Origin of the sequence: uncultured Tyzzerella sp., from assembly GCF_963558545.1 — a bacterium.
GTDB lineage: Bacteria > Bacillota > Clostridia > Lachnospirales > CAG-274 > Tyzzerella.
The window spans coordinates 23,296-44,373 of sequence record NZ_CAUWHO010000014.1; the positions used below are offsets into that span (position 1 = coordinate 23,296).

General features: G+C 28.4%; 23 protein-coding genes. 4 read left to right on the forward strand and 19 right to left on the reverse strand.

Features of this window, described 5'->3' with window-relative positions:
- Nucleotides 1-6: 6 nt before the first annotated feature.
- The 9 genes from R5Z65_RS03555 to aroB all read right to left on the reverse strand — a co-directional run bounded on the left by R5Z65_RS03555 (nt 7) and on the right by aroB (nt 7,103).
- The gene (locus R5Z65_RS03555; RefSeq protein WP_317367101.1) at nt 7-318 is read right to left on the reverse strand and encodes a ribosomal L7Ae/L30e/S12e/Gadd45 family protein; all 312 of its coding nucleotides are present in this window, start codon (nt 316-318) and stop codon (nt 7-9) included.
- On the reverse strand, nt 311-580 hold the full coding sequence (locus R5Z65_RS03560) for an RNase P modulator RnpM (protein ID WP_317367102.1): 270 nt from the start codon (nt 578-580) through the stop codon (nt 311-313). Before R5Z65_RS03560 ends, R5Z65_RS03555 begins: the two co-directional genes overlap by 8 nt.
- 41 nt (nt 581-621) lie before the next feature.
- Nucleotides 622-1,737 (reverse strand): transcription termination factor NusA, encoded by a 1,116-nt coding sequence (gene nusA, locus R5Z65_RS03565; RefSeq protein ID WP_317367103.1) that lies wholly within the window; start codon nt 1,735-1,737, stop codon nt 622-624.
- 46 nt (nt 1,738-1,783) lie between these two features.
- Nucleotides 1,784-2,245 carry a ribosome maturation factor RimP gene (gene rimP, locus R5Z65_RS03570; protein WP_317367104.1) on the reverse strand — a complete coding sequence of 154 codons (462 nt, stop codon included), beginning with the start codon at nt 2,243-2,245 and terminating at the stop codon, nt 1,784-1,786.
- Between the two features lie 158 nt (nt 2,246-2,403).
- Complete coding sequence (locus tag R5Z65_RS03575; protein WP_317367105.1) at nt 2,404-3,681, reverse strand: dihydroorotase; 1,278 nt, start codon at nt 3,679-3,681, stop codon at nt 2,404-2,406.
- Nucleotides 3,682-3,686: 5 nt separating this feature from the next.
- Nucleotides 3,687-4,610, reverse strand: coding sequence for an aspartate carbamoyltransferase catalytic subunit (locus R5Z65_RS03580; RefSeq protein ID WP_317367106.1), 924 nt, complete (start codon nt 4,608-4,610; stop codon nt 3,687-3,689).
- A 22-nt stretch (nt 4,611-4,632) separates the two neighbouring features.
- Nucleotides 4,633-5,541, reverse strand: a complete 909-nt coding sequence (locus tag R5Z65_RS03585) for an RluA family pseudouridine synthase (protein WP_317367107.1) — start codon at nt 5,539-5,541, stop codon at nt 4,633-4,635.
- A 1-nt stretch (nt 5,542) separates the two neighbouring features.
- Nucleotides 5,543-6,034 carry a signal peptidase II gene (gene lspA, locus R5Z65_RS03590; protein WP_317367108.1) on the reverse strand — a complete coding sequence of 164 codons (492 nt, stop codon included), beginning with the start codon at nt 6,032-6,034 and terminating at the stop codon, nt 5,543-5,545.
- Between the two features lies 1 nt (nt 6,035).
- On the reverse strand, nt 6,036-7,103 hold the full coding sequence (gene aroB, locus R5Z65_RS03595; RefSeq protein ID WP_317367110.1) for a 3-dehydroquinate synthase: 1,068 nt from the start codon (nt 7,101-7,103) through the stop codon (nt 6,036-6,038).
- A 190-nt stretch (nt 7,104-7,293) separates the two neighbouring features.
- Between aroB and R5Z65_RS03600 the strand changes: the two genes are divergently transcribed.
- From R5Z65_RS03600 to sdaAA, 3 genes are read left to right on the forward strand one after another with little or no spacing between them, the layout of a single operon-like run.
- A complete protein-coding gene (locus R5Z65_RS03600; RefSeq protein WP_317367111.1) occupies nt 7,294-8,511 on the forward strand; it encodes a dicarboxylate/amino acid:cation symporter in 1,218 nt (405 codons plus the stop codon).
- An 18-nt stretch (nt 8,512-8,529) separates the two neighbouring features.
- Nucleotides 8,530-9,195: an L-serine ammonia-lyase, iron-sulfur-dependent subunit beta gene (gene sdaAB / locus R5Z65_RS03605; RefSeq protein WP_317367112.1), complete on the forward strand. Its 666-nt coding sequence runs from the start codon at nt 8,530-8,532 to the stop codon at nt 9,193-9,195.
- A 12-nt stretch (nt 9,196-9,207) separates the two neighbouring features.
- Nucleotides 9,208-10,077, forward strand: a complete 870-nt coding sequence (gene sdaAA, locus R5Z65_RS03610) for an L-serine ammonia-lyase, iron-sulfur-dependent, subunit alpha (protein ID WP_317367113.1) — start codon at nt 9,208-9,210, stop codon at nt 10,075-10,077.
- Nucleotides 10,078-10,255: 178 nt separating this feature from the next.
- Here sdaAA and trxB read toward each other — a convergent pair whose 3' ends face one another.
- Nucleotides 10,256-11,185, reverse strand: a complete 930-nt coding sequence (gene trxB / locus R5Z65_RS03615) for a thioredoxin-disulfide reductase (RefSeq protein ID WP_317367114.1) — start codon at nt 11,183-11,185, stop codon at nt 10,256-10,258.
- A gap of 186 nt (nt 11,186-11,371) precedes the next feature.
- On the opposite strand from trxB, the gene R5Z65_RS03620 reads away from it, so the two are divergent.
- Nucleotides 11,372-12,007 (forward strand): DUF624 domain-containing protein, encoded by a 636-nt coding sequence (locus R5Z65_RS03620; protein ID WP_317367116.1) that lies wholly within the window; start codon nt 11,372-11,374, stop codon nt 12,005-12,007.
- Nucleotides 12,008-12,052: 45 nt separating this feature from the next.
- Here the strand turns inward: R5Z65_RS03620 and R5Z65_RS03625 are convergent, their stop codons facing one another.
- From R5Z65_RS03625 to R5Z65_RS03665, 9 genes are all read right to left on the reverse strand, one after another.
- Nucleotides 12,053-13,435 carry an aldehyde dehydrogenase family protein gene (locus R5Z65_RS03625; protein ID WP_317367117.1) on the reverse strand — a complete coding sequence of 461 codons (1,383 nt, stop codon included), beginning with the start codon at nt 13,433-13,435 and terminating at the stop codon, nt 12,053-12,055.
- Nucleotides 13,435-14,781, reverse strand: coding sequence for an MATE family efflux transporter (locus R5Z65_RS03630; RefSeq protein ID WP_317367118.1), 1,347 nt, complete (start codon nt 14,779-14,781; stop codon nt 13,435-13,437). The genes R5Z65_RS03625 and R5Z65_RS03630 overlap by 1 nt, the downstream gene beginning before the upstream one ends.
- Before the next feature lie 3 nt (nt 14,782-14,784).
- Nucleotides 14,785-15,579, reverse strand: a complete 795-nt coding sequence (locus R5Z65_RS03635) for an HAD family hydrolase (protein ID WP_317367119.1) — start codon at nt 15,577-15,579, stop codon at nt 14,785-14,787.
- Nucleotides 15,580-15,597: 18 nt separating this feature from the next.
- Nucleotides 15,598-16,068, reverse strand: a complete 471-nt coding sequence (locus R5Z65_RS03640) for a methylglyoxal synthase (protein WP_317367120.1) — start codon at nt 16,066-16,068, stop codon at nt 15,598-15,600.
- 131 nt (nt 16,069-16,199) lie between these two features.
- On the reverse strand, nt 16,200-16,520 hold the full coding sequence (locus R5Z65_RS03645; RefSeq protein WP_317367121.1) for a hypothetical protein: 321 nt from the start codon (nt 16,518-16,520) through the stop codon (nt 16,200-16,202).
- A 150-nt stretch (nt 16,521-16,670) separates the two neighbouring features.
- Nucleotides 16,671-17,654, reverse strand: a complete 984-nt coding sequence (locus R5Z65_RS03650) for a dipeptide ABC transporter ATP-binding protein (RefSeq protein WP_317367123.1) — start codon at nt 17,652-17,654, stop codon at nt 16,671-16,673.
- A 2-nt stretch (nt 17,655-17,656) separates the two neighbouring features.
- A complete protein-coding gene (locus R5Z65_RS03655; RefSeq protein WP_317367124.1) occupies nt 17,657-18,796 on the reverse strand; it encodes an ABC transporter ATP-binding protein in 1,140 nt (379 codons plus the stop codon).
- Nucleotides 18,797-18,805: 9 nt separating this feature from the next.
- Nucleotides 18,806-19,798: an ABC transporter permease gene (locus R5Z65_RS03660; RefSeq protein ID WP_317367125.1), complete on the reverse strand. Its 993-nt coding sequence runs from the start codon at nt 19,796-19,798 to the stop codon at nt 18,806-18,808.
- Nucleotides 19,799-19,813: 15 nt separating this feature from the next.
- Entirely contained in the window at nt 19,814-20,782 is a 969-nt protein-coding gene (locus R5Z65_RS03665) for an ABC transporter permease (RefSeq protein ID WP_317367126.1), read from the reverse strand.
- Between the last annotated feature and the right edge of the window lie 296 nt (nt 20,783-21,078).

A 21,078-nucleotide genomic window follows, 5' to 3' on the forward strand; every position in this document is an offset into this window, starting at 1 on the left:
TCACCTCTATTTTATATCATTTTCTATATACTGTTTTATTTTATTACAAAATCCTTCATCTAATATAGCAAATACTGCTCTATTAACTTTACCTATACTATGGCTAAGCACTTCCTTTTCGCCATATATAACATAGTCTACTTTATAATAAAAAGATTTATTTTCAAATTTCTTTTTTGTATTTTCCGATACATTGTTAGCTATTATAACATATAACGCACTGCCATCTTGCAAGGCTTTTTCTACTGCAAACTCTCCAGATACTATTTTGCCTGCTTTTTGGCATATAGAAAGCATAGATAATAACTTTTTATTCATTTAAAACCAACTCATTTCTAAGTTTTTCATATATATCTTTTGGTATAGCTGATTTAAAAGAACGTTCTAGTCCTTTAGATTTGAATGCCTTTTCAAAACATTTTGCATCTTTACATATATAAGCACCACGTCCAGACATTTTACCTGTTAAGTCTATATAATACTGATTTTCATCTACTCGTACAACTCTAATGAGTTCTTTTTTTTCCTTCATTTGTTGACAACCTGTGCATTTTCTAAGAGGAATCTTCTTTTTAACCATACCTACCCTCCTATTCTTTTATATTTTACAAAAGTGTTATTTTATATATCTTCATCTTCTATATTTTCTTCTATTTGTTTTATATAAATTTCTTTATTATCAAAATCTACAAAATTTGTTAATCTAGCTTGCTCTTCACTTTTTATATCTATTTTCCAGCCAGTAAGTCTAGCTGCTAAGCGTACATTTTGCCCTTCTTTACCAATACCAAGAGAAAGTTGATTATCTGGAACAATAACTTTAGCCGTTCTTTCTTCTTGGTTTAAGTCTATTGCCAAAACATCACAAGGTTTTAAAGCCTCTGCTATATAAGATTTAGTATCTTCGCTCCAATTAATAATGTCTATTTTTTCCCCTCTAATCTCTTTTATTATAGCATTTATCCTATTGCTATTACTACCTATACAAGAACCTATTGCATCTACATTAGGATTTTTAGAATAAACTGCCATTTTTGACCTATATCCTGCTTCTCTTGCTATACCTTTTATTTCTATTGTACCATCGTATATTTCTGGAACTTCTAGCTCAAAAAGCCTTTTTACAAGGTCTGGGTGAGACCTAGAGCCTGTAATTCTAGCACCTTTTGTAACCTTAGTAACTTGAGTTATATAAACTTTTAGCCTATCGTGAACATTGTAGCTTTCTGTCGCCACTTGTTCTTTTGGTGGTATAACAACATCTATAGGGCCTAAAGATACTACTACGTTTTTATTTTCTATTCTTCTTATAACGCCTGTATCTATATCATTTTGTTTAACAACATATTGTCTATATACTTTTTCTCTTTCTGCTTCTCTAAACTTTTGTACTACAACTTGCTTTGCTGCTTGAGCTGATATACGTCCAAAATTACGAGGTGTTACAGGTATATCTACTAAATCTCCATATTCATAGTTAGGGTTTATTTCTTTAGCATCTTCAAGAGATATTTCTAAAAAAGCGTCATAAACATCTTCTGTTACTTCTTTTTGAGCATAAACATTTACTTCCCCTGTTTCTCTGTTTATATCCACCTTAATATTTTGTGATGTACCAAAATTCTTTTTACAAGCAGATATTAAAGAGTTTTCTATTGCTTGAAATATCTCTTCTCTATCTATCCCTCTTTGTTTTTCTATTAGCTGTAAAGCTTCCATAAGTTTACTGCTATCCATTATATTATCCTCCTTAAAATTATATTTATTCAATTATATAATAAACTTAAAAAATAACTGCCAAACGACATATAGCAACATCTTTTTTATCAAAGCTTATTTCTTTATCATCTTGTTTAATATATATTTTATCGTCTATAAGTCCTATAAGCTCTCCTTGAAATTCTTTAACCTTATCAATAGGTTTATATAGCTTAATATCTACAATACGTCCTTTATATTTTATATATTCACTATCCCTTTTAAGAACTCTATCTATACCAGGAGAACTAACTTCCAATATATATGCCTTATCAATAAAATCATCTTCTTCTAGCTTTTGCTCTAAATATCTACTAACCTTCTCACAGTCGTTTATAGAAAAACCACCTTCTTTATCAATATAAAGCCTTAAATAATAATTAGCACCTTCTTTTACAAACTCTGTTTCCACAAGCTCGTAATTATTTTGCTCAATAATAGGATTAACATATTCTTCCACTTTTTTAATAATATCTTTTGTTTGCATAAATAGGCTCCTTTCTAATAATTATATTTTATAATTTTAAACATAAAACTTAATTATCATACAAAATGAGAGTGGGTAAAACCCACTCTCTATATACAAATATTAATAAGTTAATTATATTATATCATCAATTAATATTTATTGCAATACCATTTTTATTAAACATTATATAGTATCCTACCACCAACAATAGTAGTAAGTACTTCTCCAAAAACTGTCATATCTTCATAAGGTGAATATTTTGCTCTAGATAAAAAATCTTTAGATTTTATTATTTTCTCTTTGTCCTTATCTATAATGATAATGTCTGCATCGTATCCTTCTTTTATCTCACCTTTATCTCTAAGACCTAAAACATTAGCTGGGTTTTTACTCATTAAAATTGTTATATCCTCTATGGAAAAATCATTTTCTTTTAAAAGCTTTGTATTAGTTATGTTAAATGCAACGTCTAAACCAGATATTCCAAATTCTGCCTTTTCAAATTCTGTTGCCTTTTTTTCATATAAAGCTGGGGAATGACCAGATGCTATAATATCTATTGTACCATCTTTAAGCCCCTCTTTTATAGCTTGTATGTCCTCTTCTTCTCTAAGAGGTGGCATAACCTTTACAAATGTGTTGTAGTTATCTACTTGTTTGTCTGTAAAAGTAAAATAATGTGGTGCTGTGCTACAAGTTATACTTACCCCTTCTTTTTTAGCCTGTCTAATAAGCTCTACTGTACCTTTTGTTGTAACATATGATACGTGTACCTTAGCACCAGTATATTTAGATAGAATAATATTTTTAGCAGCTTCTATTTCTTCTGCTTCTCTAGGTATACCTACAAGTCCTAATTTTGTAGCCATAACCCCATCATTTACCGTTCCATTTTTAGTAAGCTTTGGCTCTATTAATGTAGTCATAACGGATATATCAAACATTCTCGAATATAAAAATATATCTCTTAAAAGGTTTGCATCTTCTATAGTATTATATCCATCAGATATGGCTAAAACGCCTGTTAATATCATCTCACCTATTTCTGATATTTCCTTGCCTTCTCCACCTTTAGTCATATTACCTATAGGGTATAAGTTTACATTAGATTTATTTTTACATTTAGAATGTATATATTCTACAACTGTTTTATTATCTACTATTGGCTTAGCAGAAGATGATGTTGTAATAGTAGTATAGCCACCTTTAGCACCAGATTCAGAAATTTTTGTAATATTATCTTTACTTTCGTACCCATTTTCAAATATTTTGCACCCAATGTCTATAAATCCTGGTAAAACGTAATTATTTTTTGCATCTATTATTTCTATGTTTTCAATATTAATATTTTTATCTATTTTTTTTATAATACCGTTTTCTATGTAAATGTCCTTTATATCTTTTTGTGATACACCATTAGATACAATTTTTGCATTTTTTATTAATAAATCCATTTAATTTATACCCCCATTCCTAAAGATAATAAATATAATAAAGCCATACGAACTGCTACACCATTTGTTATTTGGTCGTCCATTAAAACACGCGTACTCTCTAATATAGATGTAGATATTTCTATACTTTTGTGTGGCATACCTGGGTGCATAACGATAGCATCTTTGCTAGCATAAGATAATAGAGTTTCATCTAGCTTAAAAAAGCTTTTATACTCATTAAAAGATGCAAGTTTACTTCCATAAGATTTTTCATCTTGTAGCCTAAGAGTCATTATAACATCAGCATCTTTTACAGCTTCTTTAGGGTCATAATAAACTTTAACACCAAATTTTTCAAAATGTCTAGGTATCATAGTAGGTGGCCCAGACACACATACATCTGCTCCCAACTTTAAAAGCCCCCATATATTACTTCTTGTAACTCTAGAGCTTTCTACATCACCTATAATAGCCACTTTAAGCCCCTTAAAGCCTCCTTTAGTATTTTTTATAGTCATAAGGTCCAAAAGAGCTTGGCTAGGGTTTTCATTTATACCATCTCCTGCATTTATAACACTAGCGTTTACATTTTCTGCTATAAATTTGGCACTACCACTCATAGGATGTCTACATATAATAAAATCTGCTCCCATTTGGTCTATTGTTCTTCCCATTTCGTGTAAATTTTCATATCTGTTATTAGTTTCTGACACTACTATATCAACTATATTTGCACTTAAATACTGTGCTGCTAGCTCATAAGATAACTTTGCTCTAACACTTCTTTCATAAAATAAAACTATTACAGATTTTCCTTCTAAATAAGGGGATTTTTTATTTTTTTTACCTATAACGTGTTTCATAGTTTCTGCTGTGTCTAATATATGTAATATTTCTTCAGCACTTATATCCATAAGGCTTATAAAATCTTTTCTTTTAAATATCATAGATTTTTCTCCTTTTATTTTATTATATTTTTTTTAAAAGCTCTTTAAAATATTGTGGAAGCTCTGTTTCAAACTCCATATACTTGTTAGTAGTTGGGTGTAAAAATCCCAAAACTTTTGCGTGTAACACTTGGCCTATTAAATTAAATGGTTGCTTTTCCTTACCATATACATTATCTCCTAAAAGAGGATTTCCTACATATGCCATATGTACTCTTATTTGATGGGTCCTACCTGTTTCTAGCCTTAATTTAATAAAAGTATATTTTTTAAACCTTTGTAACACTTCATAATGGGTTATTGCTCTTTTAGAATTTTTGTCTGTAACAGCCATTTTTTTTCTGTCAACGGGGTGTCTTCCTATAGGTGCATCTATTGTGCCTGTATCGTTTTTTAAATTATTATATACAATAGCATAGTATACCCTTGTCATAGAATGGTCTTCTAGCTGACTTGCAAGGCTTTGATGTGCTTTATCATTTTTTGCAACAATAAGTATACCAGATGTATCTTTGTCTATACGATGTACTATACCAGGACGCATAACACCATTTATACCAGATAAATTGTCTTTACAATGATACATTAAAGCATTTACTAATGTATGGCTATAATGTCCATTAGCAGGGTGTACAACCATATCTTGAGGTTTATTAATAAGTATAACATCTTCATCTTCATATACTATGTCAAGGGGTATATCTTCTGGTAAAATGTTTATTTCTTTAGGTTGTTCTATATTTACTATAATTTTGTCATTTTCTTTAAGCTTGTAATTTTTATTAATATTTTTATTATTAACTAATATTTTATTTTCTTTTATAAGCTTTTGTATTCTACTTCTTGAAATATTTTCTAAACTATCGTTTAAAAAACTATCTATTCTTTTGTCCTCATCATTTTTTAATATTAAAAACTCCAGCTGTTCCAAACTAATCTTCCTTTTCTTTTTTATCTTTTTTAGGCTCTTCTGAAAGGATAATGACTATTGCAAGTAAAAATGTACCAACACATACCAATATGTCTGCAACATTAAAAACTGCAAAATCTTTTCCCCAAAATATAAAATGAAACATATCTACTACATATCCTCTAAAAAGTCTATCTATCATATTCCCTATTGCACCTGATACAATAAATATTAAAGATAATCTAGCTAACCCTAAAAATTTATTTATAGGTAATCTATTGTAATAAACTATACATACAACAACTGCAATAAACGCTATCATTACAAATATCCACCTAGCCCCTTGTAGCACACCAAAAGCAGCACCTGTGTTTTCTACATAGGTAAGGTAAAAAAAGTCTTGTATTACTTTTATAGAACCAACAGGTTTTAGTTTTTGTAAGCAAATAAGTTTAACTATTTGGTCTATTATTATAAATATTATTGTATATATTATTGGTAGTATTTTTTTCATTTTAGCCCTCCAAAGAATATTTTATAGCATCTAATATCGTTTGTTGTGATACTTTGTTTGTAGCAAAAGCTTGCCCTATTTTTTTTAGCATAATAATTTTTATTTGTTTATTATCATTTTTTTTATCATATACCATATTATTGTATATGTTTTGTATATTAAAACTTTTAAAACTATAAATATTAAAATATTTTAGTATTTCTTTAGCTTTTTCTATATCTTCTTTTAATATATATCCCTTTTTGTATGATATATACATACTAGCTATAATACCAATGGCTACACCCTGTCCGTGTAGTATATCAAAATTACTCTCTGTTTCTATAGAATGTCCAAAAGTATGCCCAAAATTTAATATTTCTCTTATTCCTTTCTCCTTTTCATCTATAGAAACTATGTTAGCTTTTATTTTACAAGATTTATATATCATTTCTGCCAATATGTTTTTATTGTAATTTTTTATTTCTTCTTTTTTATCTATTATAAAATTTAAGTAATCTTTGTCTAATATATATCCGTGTTTTATAACTTCTGCCATACCATTTTCAAATTGCTCTTTAGGTAGTGTATTTAATGTGCTTATGTTTATATATACTAAAGATGGGTTGTAAAAACTTCCTATTATATTTTTTTTACCTAAAAAGTCTACACCTGTCTTTCCACCAATACTACTATCCACCTGTGATAGTAATGTTGTAGGTACTTGTATAAACTTTATCCCTCTCATATATGTAGCAGCTACAAAACCTGATATATCCCCTACTACTCCTCCACCAAGAGCAACTATAAGGCTTTTTCTATCTATATTGTTATTAAGTAAAAATTCATATATATTATATATTTGATTTAAATTTTTACTTTGTTCACCATATTTTATAGTATATACAAATACATTATATCCTAAAAAACTCTCTTTTATATTTTGCAAATAATATTTGCATACATTATCATCTGTAATAATTACTACATTATTGTATTCTATATTATCTTTTATTAAATATCTTTTTATATTATTAAAGTCTTTTTCTATATATATATTGTATTTTTTGTCTATATTTATAGTATACATACTTTTCTCCTTATGTTTTTTATATTTTATCATACTTTTTTGTATTTTTCTATATTTTTTATTTTATTATATATGCCTATTTTAATATTTATTAATATAAATAGGAATTTTAATAAAATACTTGTATTTTCCAGTTATTTAATATATAATTTTCATACATACAATACTTAATATGAAAGGAATGGTTAATATGGCAATTAAAAAAATAGGACTTATACCTAAGTTAATAATAGGTATTTTATTAGGTATATTTCTAGGATATGTTACAATGACTCTCTCTAACAAAGGCTTTAAAGATTTTGAAATAATTATGAAAATAATTGTTACATTAGCAAACTTTTTTAGTCTATTTTTAAAATTTGTAATACCTCTTATGATATTAGCATTTATAACAAAGGGTATTTCAGATTTAACACAGGGTGCTGGTAAATTATTAGGCTTTACAACTTTAGTTTCTTATATTTCCACATTAATAGCTGGTACGATAGCATATATAGTTGCTATAAACCTTTTCCCTCACTTTATATCTAATAACGCGTTTACTAATTTGAATGATAACAGTAATTTTATACAACCTTTATTTTATATAGATTTAAAGCCAATTTTTGATGTTACATCTGCTGTTGTGTTAGCTTTTTTACTTGGGTTATCAATTAGCACAATGAGAGGTAAAGAAATAGGAAATACTACATATGACTTTTTTACAGAATTTTCTATTATAATAACAAAAGTATTAAATAAAGTTATTATTCCTCTTTTACCATTTTATATTTTATCAACTTTTGCAAACTTAACATATAGTGGAGAAGCGTTTTCAATATTATCTGTTCTTTGGAAAGTATTTTTAACAGTAATTATTTTGCATATATTATATCTTATAGCAATTTTTATATTTGCTGGTATTACTAGTAATAAAAATCCTATTACTCTATTAAAAAACCAAATACCTGGTTATTTAACTGCCATAGGTACTCAATCATCTGCTGCTACAATCCCTGTAAATTTAACTTGTGCAGAAAAAAATAATACTTCAAAAGAAATAAGAGAATTTGTTATTCCTCTATGTGCAAATATACATTTAGCAGGTAGTATGATAACTATTACATCTTGTGTAACAAGTGTTTTATTAATGAACAATATGGATATAAATATTGGTATGATTGTTTCATTTATATTAACATTAGCAGTTGTAATGATTGCATCTCCTGGTGCTCCTGGTGGAGCTATTATGTCTGCTGTTCCATTTTTATCAATGGTTGGTATAGACCCAGACGGTGCAATAGCTGGCCTTTTAATAACATTATATATTACTCAAGATAGCTTTGGAACTGCTTGTAATGTATCTGGAGATAATGCTATTGCAATTATTGTAGATAATTTTTATAAAAAATATATAAATAAAAATTAATTTATAGGAGGAAGTAAAATGGCTTTTCTTAGTATTTTTGATGTTGTTGGTCCAAATATGGTTGGCCCTTCTAGCTCTCATACGGCTGGTGCTGCTGCTATATCTTTAATAGCAAAAAAAATGTTTGGCAAAAAGATAAGTAATGTAAAATTTATCCTTTACGGTTCTTTTGCAAAAACTTATAAAGGGCACGGTACAGATAAAGCCTTGTTAGGTGGTAGCCTTGGCTTTGTATCTGACGATTTAAGAATAAGAGATTCTTTTAATATAGCAAAAGAACTAGGTGTTAATTATTATTTTGAAGAAAGTAGTATAGAGTTAGACCACCCAAATATTGTTGATGTTTGTATGGAAAGCAAATCTGGTGATAAAATGATAGTAAGGGGAGTATCTATTGGTGGTGGCAAAGTAAAAATTGTTGCTATTGACGGTACTTCAGTAGAATTCTTTGGAGAATATCCTACACTTATTATAGACCATTTAGATAAGAAAGGTGTTATAGCATTTATATCTAACTGCTTACAAGATACTAATACAAATATAGCATTTATGAAAGTTTATAGAGATGATAAAGGCGAAAAAGCCCACTCTATTATAGAATGTGACGATAAAATAAATGAAAATATTATTAATATTCTAAAACAAAACGAAAATATTATTAATGTAATGTTATTACAAATATAAGGGGGTAATTTTGTGAATTTTAATTATGCTAAAGAGCTTCTAGACCTTTGCGAAAAAAATAATCTTCCTATATCTGAAGTAATGATTAGAAGAGAGCTTGCTAACACAGATACCACTAGAGAAGAAATTATACAAAAAATGACTAAATCTCTAAATATAATGAAAGATGCAATTAAAACTCCTTTAGAAACAACTGTTAAAACTATGGGTGGTTTAATTGGTGGAGAAGAAAAAAAACTTATTGATAGATTAAAAGAAGGTAAAACATTATCTGGTAGCCTAACAACAAAAGCTTTAGCTTATGCTCTTGGTGTTTTAGAGGTAAATACAAGTATGGGTATTATAGTTGCAGCGCCTACTGCTGGTGCTGCTGGTGTTTTACCTGGATTATTATTAGCATTGAAAGAAGAATTTAATTTATCAGATGAATGTGTATTAAACGGTTTATTTAATGCTAGTGCTATTGGATATTTATTAATGAGAAACGCGTCTGTTGCTGGTGCAGAAGCAGGTTGTCAAGCAGAGGTTGGCTCTGCATCTGCTATGGCTGCTGCGGCAGCTGTTGAAATGATGGGTGGTAGTCCACAACAATGTATGTATGCTGCATCTACTGCACTCCAAAACCTTTTAGGTCTTGTTTGTGACCCTGTTGCAGGCCTTGTAGAAGTACCTTGTCAAGCAAGAAATGGTATAGGAACTACTAATGCCTTAATATGTGCAGAAATGGCTTTAGCTGGTATATCTAATATTATCCCTTTAGATGAAATGATAGAATGTATGTATTCGGTAGGTAAAAATATGCCTTCTGAACTTAGAGAAACTGCTCTTGGTGGTTGTGCAAAAACACCTACTGGTTGTAGTAAATGCTATCTTGTTAAATAAATCTTAATCTTATAATAAACAACATTTTATAAAAATACTACGCTAATATAAAATATAAAAACTCACTTATAAAAAGTGAGTTTTTATTAAATACAGTTAAGATATTCCTATATATTTTTATTGGTAAAAATTATATAGGAATATCTGTTTTTAATACAAAGTATTAAAAACATTGATTTTAAAATTTAGTTGCTAAATATTTTTCAATAGACGTAATGGCATTAGCACCATCAGATACAGCCGTTACTATTTGTCTTAAAGCTTTTGTACGAACATCGCCAGCAACAAAAACTCCCTCTACAGATGTTTTACAATCTTCTGTTGCAACAATGTAATTACCATCATCAAGTTGTAAATGTTTTTCAAATATATGGCTATTAGGTATAATGCCTATTGCAACAAACACTCCATCTACATCTAAAGATTTTTTTTCATTTGTTTTTACATTACATACATTAATAGAACTTACTTCTCCTTCTCCACATATTTCATCTACAACTGTATCCCATATTATTTCTATATTATTTATAGAGAATACTTTTTCTTGTAAAATTTTTACCCCTCTAAATTCATCACGTCTGTGTATAAGGTAAACTTTTTTACAAAGCCTTGATAAAAATATAGCATCTTCCAAAGCAACATCTCCACCACCAACAACTGCTACTGTCTTTTCTTTATAAAAAGCTCCATCACAAGTAGCACAATAAGAAACGCCCTTTCCATAAAGCTCTTTTTCACCTTTAACATCTAAGAGCCTATGTTGAGCTCCTGTTGCTATTATAACAGTTTTTGTTAAAAATTCATTTTTTTTACAATGTACTTTTTTTATTTTATCCATTAGTTCAAGTTCTAAAACTTCATCTTTTACAAACTGAGAACCTAGCTTTTCTGCGTGTTGTCTAAATTTTTGTCCCATATCAAAACCATTAATTTCTGGCAAGCCTGGATAATTATCTACTTCATAAGTATTTAAAACTTGACCACCACTCATATATTGCTTTTCTATAGTTATAGTTTTTAATTTAGCTCTTTCTGCATATATAGCAGCTGCAAGACCAGATGGTCCAGAACCTATTATTACAACATCATATATATTATCATTATTCATAGTTATCACCTCTAATTTAATTATACTTTTTATATTACATATTTAATCTATTTATGTCAATACTTATCTTTTTATTTATTATTAATATTTATACACTAATATATATTATATAAAATTGTAATAATAATAATAATATGCTATAATAGATATATATTTATTTTAAATATTATTATTTTGGAGGTAAAAATGAATAGCTTTTTTGATTTAGATAATCCTGCTTGGAGATTTATAGGTAAAATTTTTGATGCTTGTTTTTTAAGTATTGTATATGTTATATTTTGTATACCTATATTTACAATAGGTGCTGCTAATACTGCTCTATACTATGTTTTTTTAAAACTTGCTAAAGATGAAGAAGGATATCTTGTTAGAGATTTTATAAAATCCTTCAAAAGAAACTTTAAACAAAGTACGTTAGTTTGGCTTATTCTATTTACAATTGGTTTAGTATTAATTTTAGATATTTATTACTTTAAATTTATGCCTGGTCCTAAAGGTGCTTTTATGTATTATATGTTTTGGATGTTATTTTTCTTTTATTCAATTTTAAATTTATACATATTCCCTTTAATATCTAAATTTGAAAACACTACAAGAAATATGTTTAAGTTTTCTTTTGCAATGCCTATTAAACATTTTGGTTGGACTACATTAATGGTTGTTTTTAATACAGTTGTTATATTATCTGCAATACGTATTCCACCTATATTAATTTTTGTGCCGGGTATTTTAGCATTTTTCAATTCATATATATTTAACCATATATTTGATATATATATAAGAAAAATGCAAGAAGTAAACTCTATTGAAGAAGATAAATAAAAATAATTTTTATTAAAAAAGTCATATAAAAGGTTAAAAACCCTTTTATATGACTTTTATTTTTCTTAACAATTTGATTATAAAATTTATATTATCTGTATTTCTATACCTAACCTTACTTTTAACTATTTTACTAGCATTTAAAACACCTTTTTTATGAGAAAATAAATCATAACTATATTTTCCGTGATATACACCAATTCCACTAGTACCTCTTCCACCAAAAGGTATGTTATGGTTAGCCACCTGCAATATAGTATCGTTTATACAAGCATTTCCACAAGGTATACTAAATATTAGCTTTTTAATAAATTTATCGTTTTTAGAAAATACATACATAGCCAAAGGATTTTTATTGTATTCCACTATATTATATATATTATCTATATTGTCATAAGGTATTATAGGAAGTATGGGTGCAAATATTTCTTCTTTCATAATAGAGCTATTCATAGATATATTAGTTATATACGTTGGTTCAATTTTTAAATTTTGTCTATTATATTTCCCTCCATATAAAATATCCCCATCACCTAAAAAGTTTAGTATTCTATTAAAGTTTTTATCATTTATTATCTTAGGGTAAGCCTCATTATTTAGTATGTCATCTCCCCACAACTTTTCTGTATAAAATACAATTTTTTTTATTAAATTATCCTTTATACTACTATCTACTAACAAATAGTCTGGAGCTATACAAGTTTGACCTGCATTTAATGTTTTTCCCCAAACTATACGTTTAGCTGCTTCATCTAAATCTACATCTTTATCAACAATACAAGGGCTTTTTCCTCCAAGCTCCAATGCTACTGGTGTTAATGTTTCGCTTGCCCTTTCCATTATTATTTTACCTATATGTGTACCACCTGTAAAAAATATAAAATCAACTTCATTATCTATAATATTTTCCACCACATCTGCATCACCTAGAATAACTTTACAATATTTATCTTTAAATGTTTCCTCTATTATCTTTTTTATTAAATTTGAGCTATGTATAGAATGCTCAGATGGTTTTATAATGGCACAGTTACCTGTTGCTATTGCCCCTACTAAAGGTGATATAGTAAGTAAAAATGGATAGTTCCAAGGTGATATAATAAAACATACACCATAAGGTTCTTTTATCTCGTAACTTTTATACCCTAAAAACATAAGAGGTGTTTTTTTCTTTTTTATATTTGATAATTTTTTTGTATTTTTTATAAAGTAGTCTATTTCTTGTAAAATAGGTAACATTTCTACTTGATAAGACATTACTTTAGAACGGCTTAAATCTTTTTCTAGTATATCTAAAATGTCATTTTCATATTTTAACAATGTCTTTTTTAAAGATTTAAGCATTTTTATTCTAAAATTTACATCTTTAGTTATACCTGTTTTAAAAAAATTTTTTTGTTGTTCTATTGTATTTTTATACATTTTCATTACCTTTTACATACATTTTTTTCTAAATTTTTAAGTTTTCTAAAATATGCTGGAACAACTATTAAAGCTCCACCTAACCAAGCCACTGGACAAGCAAGAGATATACCTAAATATCCTAGTCCTATTAGCCCAATAGCTACAGACACTCTACCAACAAGCTCTACAATACCTGCTACAAGTGGAAAAAAGGCATCTCCCATTCCTTGTATGGCACTTCTATAAAGTATTAAAAGCATAAGAGGTATAAAGAAAGCACAAGCCCAGAATAAATATAACCTTACATATTCTATAACTAAAGTTTTATCTTCCCCTTCTTGCATAAATAAATTGATAAGAGGTATATTAAACACATATATTATAACACTACATATAATAGCTATAACTACACCTATTATAGTCATTTTTTTCATACCTTCTTTTATTCTATCTATTTTACCAGCACCTAAGTTTTGTCCTGCATATGTTGTACCTGCAATACCAAGTGTAGAAAACGGCTGTATAGCTAGCTGTTCTATCCTACAACATATAGTATAGCTAGCAACTGCTATAGTACCTAAACTATTTACAGCACTTTGTAATAATATACTGCCTATAGCTATTACAGAATATTGAAAAGCCATAGGAAAACCAATAGAAAAAAGTATATTGGCAGACTTTTGTTTATATATAAAGTCTTCTTTTTTCATTCTTAATATTTCAAATTTTTTATACATATAAATGGTACATAATATGGCAGAAACACCTTGAGATATAACAGTTGCTAATGCTGCACCTGCCACTCCCATATTAAAGGATAATATAAATAAAAAGTCTAAAGCAATGTTTAAAAATGATGCTACTATTAAAAAATATAACGGCGTTTTAGCATCTCCTAAAGCTCTTAATATACTAGCAGTCATATTATATGCCATATTAGTAATAAGACCTAATAATATTATTATCATATAATTATATGCGTGGTTATACACATCTTCTGGTGTTTTTGTAACAGTTAATAATGGTCCTAGCCCAATTGTAGATATTATAGTTAAAATAATACCTATACCAACTGTAAGATATATACTCATAGCTACAAAATGTCTTACTCTTTTAGGGTCATTAGCACCAAACCCTTGAGCTATGGGAACGGCAAAACCACTAGTCATACCCATAGCAAACCCTAGTATGAAAAAGTTTATACCTCCCGTAGAGCCAACTCCTGCTAATGCTTGTGTTCCTACATATTTACCCACAATAATAGTATCTACCATACTATATAGTTGTTGAAAGATATTACCTATAAGAAGAGGTATAATGAATTTTATAACCAGCTTTGTAGGATTACCTACTGTCATATCATTAGTCATTTTTTAACCCTCACTAAAAAATTTATTATATATTTCTTTTAAAGTTTCTATTACGCATTTACAAGTATACTTTGCAACTTTTTTAACATCTTGGTGTGCATTTTCCATAGCATAGCTATACTTTGCATCAGCTAGCATTTCTATATCATTAAAGTTATCTCCAAAAGCTACTGTTTCTTCGCTAGAAACATTTATAACATTTTGTAATATCTTTATAGCATTTCCTTTATGTGTGTCTAAGTTCATAAAATCGTACCAAGTATGCCCAGATACTGTATGCTGAAACTTATCTCCAAAATCGCTTACAAAATATTGTATTATTTCATCATTTATGCCTTCTTTATAAAATAAAGATACCTTTACAATATCTTGGTCTATTTCATCAAATGATTTTATTTCGGTAATATGATTTTGTATTTCATTACCTACTAAATCTCCAAAATCTTTACATTTTGGCATAATATATGTAGTATGCTCCCCACATATAAATAATTCTACATTATCTTTATTTAATATTTTTTGAGATAATTTTTTTGCAATATCTATATCTATTGCCGATTTATATATTATTTCGTTATTATACTGAATTATTGCTCCATTTTCTGCAATATATCCTATTTTATCTTTAACCGGTTTAAATATCTTTTGCAAATTATAAAGCTGACGCCCACTTGTCGCAAAAAAAAGTACACCTTTTTCATAAAATTTTTCTATTAAATCAAATAACTCTGGTTCTATAGGGTCTGAATATCCATGAAGAAGTGTCCCATCTATATCACAAGTAATAAGCTTTATCATATTCCCTCTCCTTTAAAACTATAATGTTTTTGCTCTATTTTCAACATTTTTTTGAAAATTCAAAACTTTATGGTCATAGTCTTCGTTCATAAATTTAGATGTTATCATAAAATCTGCAGAAGATTTATTATTAGCAATAGGTAAATCATAAACTTGTGCTATACGAAGAAGTGCTTTAACATCTGGGTCGTGTGGTTGAGCAGTTAATGGGTCTGAAAAAAATACTATAAAATCTATTACTCCCTCCACTATTTTTGCACCTATTTGTTGGTCCCCACCCAAAGGTCCACTGTTAAATCCTTTTACTTTAAGCCCTGTATTAGCTGTTATCATTTTTGCTGTTGTACCAGTACCATAAAGCTTATGAGTTTCTAACACGTTTTTGTATTTTTTACACCATTCTATAAGTTCACTTTTTTTATTATCGTGAGCTATAAGAGCTATGTTTTTTTGTTTTTTTATAGTTAATGTAATGTATTCTTCTGTCATAACGTTACCTCTTTTCTCTATATTTTGTAATAATCTTTATTTTTAATAATATGTAATTATAAAAGATATAATATTAAATACTATATCTTTTATAATTTTTATTATGTATATACTATCTTTATTATATTATGTTACATTATAATAGAAAGTATTAATGTAACAAACATACATAAAACCAATATAATTTTAAATACTAACCAATTTATTTTTTTATAAAAAACTAAAGGAATAGCTAACAAAGGTAAAATGCTTATAACCAAACAAATTATTCTTTGTAAAATGTAGTTTGATGGTAATGCTGTAAAAGATATATAACCTATACATATTGACAATATAACCATTAGAATAGTCGCTACATTTTTTAAAATATTATTTTTAATAACAAAAATACCTATTGTACCTATTATTACTAACGCAAATATAATGCCATAAATTATTCCCAAAACAGGCATATAAATCCCCCCTATAAAATATAAATTTTATTTTTATATTACTATATATTTTTATAAAAATCAATATATTTTTATGTTGATATCTAATTGTAATAAGGCTGTAAACTTTTGTTTACAGCCTTATTACAATTAAGGTGTCTTATATTTTTATTAATCTTGAGAATATAAATGACACGCAGTATAATGTCCATCTCCATAATCTTTCCAAACAGGTGCTTGTTCTTTACAAATATCCATACATTTATGACATCTAGTATGAAATTTACAACCTTTTGGTGGGTTGGAAGCAGAAGGTATATCTCCTTCTAATATTATTCTGTTCATTTTTTTATCTGGGTCTGGTATAGGTACAGCACTTAATAAAGCCTCTGTATAAGGGTGTTTTGGGTTGCTAAAAATTTGCTCTTTAGTAGCAAGCTCTACTAAGCTACCTAAATACATAACCCCTACCATATCTGCCAAATATTCTACAACAGATAAATCGTGTGATATAAATAAATAAGTTAAGCCATTTTTTGTTTGTAAATCTTTCATAAGATTTATAACCTGTGCTTGTATAGACACATCAAGTGCAGAAACAGGCTCATCTGCTATAACTAATTCTGGACGAAGAGCTAAAGCTCTAGCTATACAAATTCTCTGTCTTTGTCCACCAGAAAATTCGTGTGGGTATCTATCTATATAATATCTCCTAAGACCACATTCTTCCATTACTTGTAATATATACTCTTTAAGTCTATCCTTTTCTACAAGGTTATGCTCACGAACAGCCTCACCTATTATCTCTCCAACAGGCATACGAGGGTTTAATGAAGAATATGGGTCTTGGAATATCATTTGTATTTTTGGCCTTAATGCTTTTAAATCTTTTTTATTTAATTTAAATATATCTCTCCCATTTAGAAGTGCTTCACCAGATGTTGGCTCTACAAGTCTTATTAATGTTCTACCAATTGTAGTTTTACCACAACCAGATTCTCCAACAAGTCCAAATGTTTTTCCTCGTTCTATAGAAAAAGATACTCCATCTACAGAACGCACTTGACCTACAGTTTTTTGTAAAACACCAGCTTTTATAGGATAATGTTTTACAAGATTTTTAACCTCTAATAAAACTCTATCTTTATTTTCCATCATTAACCCTCCTTCCTTTCGTTGTAAAGATGACAAGTAACTTTATGTGTATCGCTTATATCTGTTATATCTGGATAAATTGTGTCACAAATATCCATACAATTTTCACATCTATTTTTAAAGAAACACCCAGAAGGCATATCTATTGGGCTAGGCACAGCACCTGGTATAGAATATAACCTTGTTACCCCTTCTTTTAAAACAGGACGAGATTTTAAAAGTCCTTTTGTATAAGGGTGTTTTGGATTTTTAAATATTTCTTTAACATTTCCTTTTTCTACAACACGCCCTGCATACATTATAACAACATAGTCTGCCATTTCTGCTACAACGCCTAAGTCGTGTGTTATAAGCATAATAGACGCATTTATTCTACTTTTTAAATCACGTAAAAGGTCTAATATTTGTGCTTGTATAGTAACATCAAGAGCAGTAGTAGGCTCATCTGCCACAATAAAGTTTGGCCCACAAGCTAAAGACATAGCTATAACAACCCTTTGACGCATACCACCTGATAGCTCGTGAGGATAGCTTTTATATATTTCTTCTACACGAGATATACCTACAGCTTTTAAAAGCTCTAAAGTTCTTTGTTTTCTACCTTCTTTTGTTTCATTTTTATCGTGGTAGTAAATAACCTCTTCTATTTGTTCTCCTATTTTAAATATAGGGTTTAAGCTAGTCATTGGCTCTTGAAATATCATAGATATTTCTCCACCTCTTATTTTATTATGAATACTTTGAGGTAATTTAGCAAGGTCTACTACTTTTCCTAGCTCTTTACTATTATATCTAATTTTCCCACCAGCTATTTGTCCGTGAGGCCCTGGTAAAAGACCCATAAGAGATAAGCTAGTAACAGATTTACCACAACCAGATTCTCCAACAACACCAACTGTTTTCCCAATAGGTATATCAAAAGATACACCATCTACAGATTTTACAATGCCTTCCTCTGTATAAAAATACGTCTGTAAATTATCAAATTCTATTAAGTTATTAGAATTTTTCATCTCTGTAACATATTCTTTTTCTGGTACGTTTTTTCTATTTTTTTGCTTTCTGTATTCTTTAAATTTTTGTTTATTAAATTTTTTAATTTCTTTTTCTCTTTGTCTTATATCATTTTTATTTAAAGCCATATCTTTCACCTACCTTTTCATTTTAGGGTCAAAGGCATCTCTTAGACCATCACCAATAAAGTTAAATGCCATTACAAGAAGTAAAATAGCAATACCTGGTGGTAACCATATATTAATATAGTTTTTCATAATAACAGAGTTATTAACTGCATTAACCATATTTCCCCAAGAAGCATAAGGGAAAGACAGACCAACACCTAAGAAACTTAATGTAGATTCTGTTAGTATAACACTACCTAAATCCATTGTAGCCATAACAATTATAATAGAAGTAACATTAGGTATAAGGTGTTTTATAATTATTCTTGATGTTTTAAGCCCACAAGCTTTAGCAGCCTGCATATATTCCATTTCACGTATAGATAAAATTTGTCCTCTTACAAGCCTTGCAACAGATGCCCATTTTAAAGCACCCATTATTATCATAAGTACATATATCTTTTTTTGTGCTGGTACTTTCATACTAGCCATAACACCAGACATCATAAGCATAAGTGGTAAAAATGGTATACAATAAAATATATCTACAAGACGCATTATAACCATATCTACCCATTTACCATAATATCCTGCTATACCACCAAGAGTTACACCTATTAAAAGCTCTAGCATAACAACCCAAAAACCAAACATTAAAGATATTCTACCACCATACATAAGACGTGTAAAAACATCTCTACCATCTGCATCTGTACCTAAAAGATGCTTGCTAGATATAGGTGCTTTTAGATTTATTTCCAATCCATCTTTTTGCACACTCCCTTCTGAAGATGTAGCAACGTCCATACTAATTTCATTACCATTAGTATCTTTATAAAAAATCTCATACTCTCCATAAGGTGAGAAGAACGGTCCTATTAAACAAAATATAAATATAAATCCTATAATAACTAAACCTAATACTGCTAATTTGTTTTTAAAAAACTTTTTCATTACCAAAGAACCAGGAGTCTGTATAGATGTTATACTCTCTTGTTCATCTCTTTCTTTTAAATCTTCCATAACAATCCTCCTGTTCTAATTGTATCTAACCCTTGGGTCAGCTACTGCATATAATATATCCGAAATTAATGTTCCTAAAAGAGTTAAAACTGCTAAAAACATAAAGTATCCCATTAAAAATGGTATATCTCCTTGATTAACTGCTTTTAAAGCTATGTTACCAAGCCCATCTATAGAAAATAACCCTTCTGTTATAATAGCACCTGCAAATAATGAAGGTAAACTACCACCTATCATTGTTATAATAGGTATTAAAGTATTTCTAAAAGCGTGTTTTCCTATAACAACTTTTTCTGGAACACCTTTAGCACGTGCTGTTCTAACATAGTCTGCATTTAAAACTTCTAACATATTATTTCTTGTATATCTAAGCCAAGCACCCATACTTGTTATAACAAATACTATTATTGGTAATATAAAATGTTTTCCCATATCTAATACAAGAGCAGTCCCCTGTAAATTTTTACGTGCTGTAACCATACCTTGTAAAGGTAATATCCCTAAATCTATTGCAAATATTTTTTGTAACACAGCAGCAAAAAAGAAAGATGGAAGCGATATACCAGCAAGAGCAAAAGCAACTATAGAGTAATCTATTTTAGAGTATTGTTTTGTTGCAGCAATAGTACCTAAAGGTAACGCTATGGCAACTTGTATAACAAATGCTATAAAAGATAACCAAAATGATATCCACATTCTATCTCCTATAACTTTTGTAACAGGTTGTTGAAAAACAAAAGATGTACCTAAATCACCTTTTAAAGCGGCTATTGCCCAATCTATATATCCTTCAAAAAGTCCTTTATCTACGCCATAAAGCTCTTTTAATCTTTGTTTCATTTCTTCTGTTATAGCAGGATTACCAGATGTAACTGTTGATACAAAATCACCTGGCATAAAATAAATTATAGAATATAACAAAAATGAAACTCCAACAAGAACAATAAGACTTATTAAAATTCTTCTTATTATGTACTGCTTCATTAAAAACATTCCTTTCTTTTATATCTTAAATAGTTTTAAGATTACTGGAATATAAAAGATATATCTCACCAAAATTTTAAATATTTATTACCTCATTTAAATTTTAATATTTATAATCTCTCTAAACCACAAACCTTTTAACTTTTAGGTATATTTATACATATATTTTTATTTTTATTAAATGTATAAATTAAAAAGTATATTTATATAGTATATTTTTAAATACATTATTAGTATTTTTTTAACCCTATACTATAAAATTAAGACGCTTCTGAAAACTAAAAACAAATTTATAT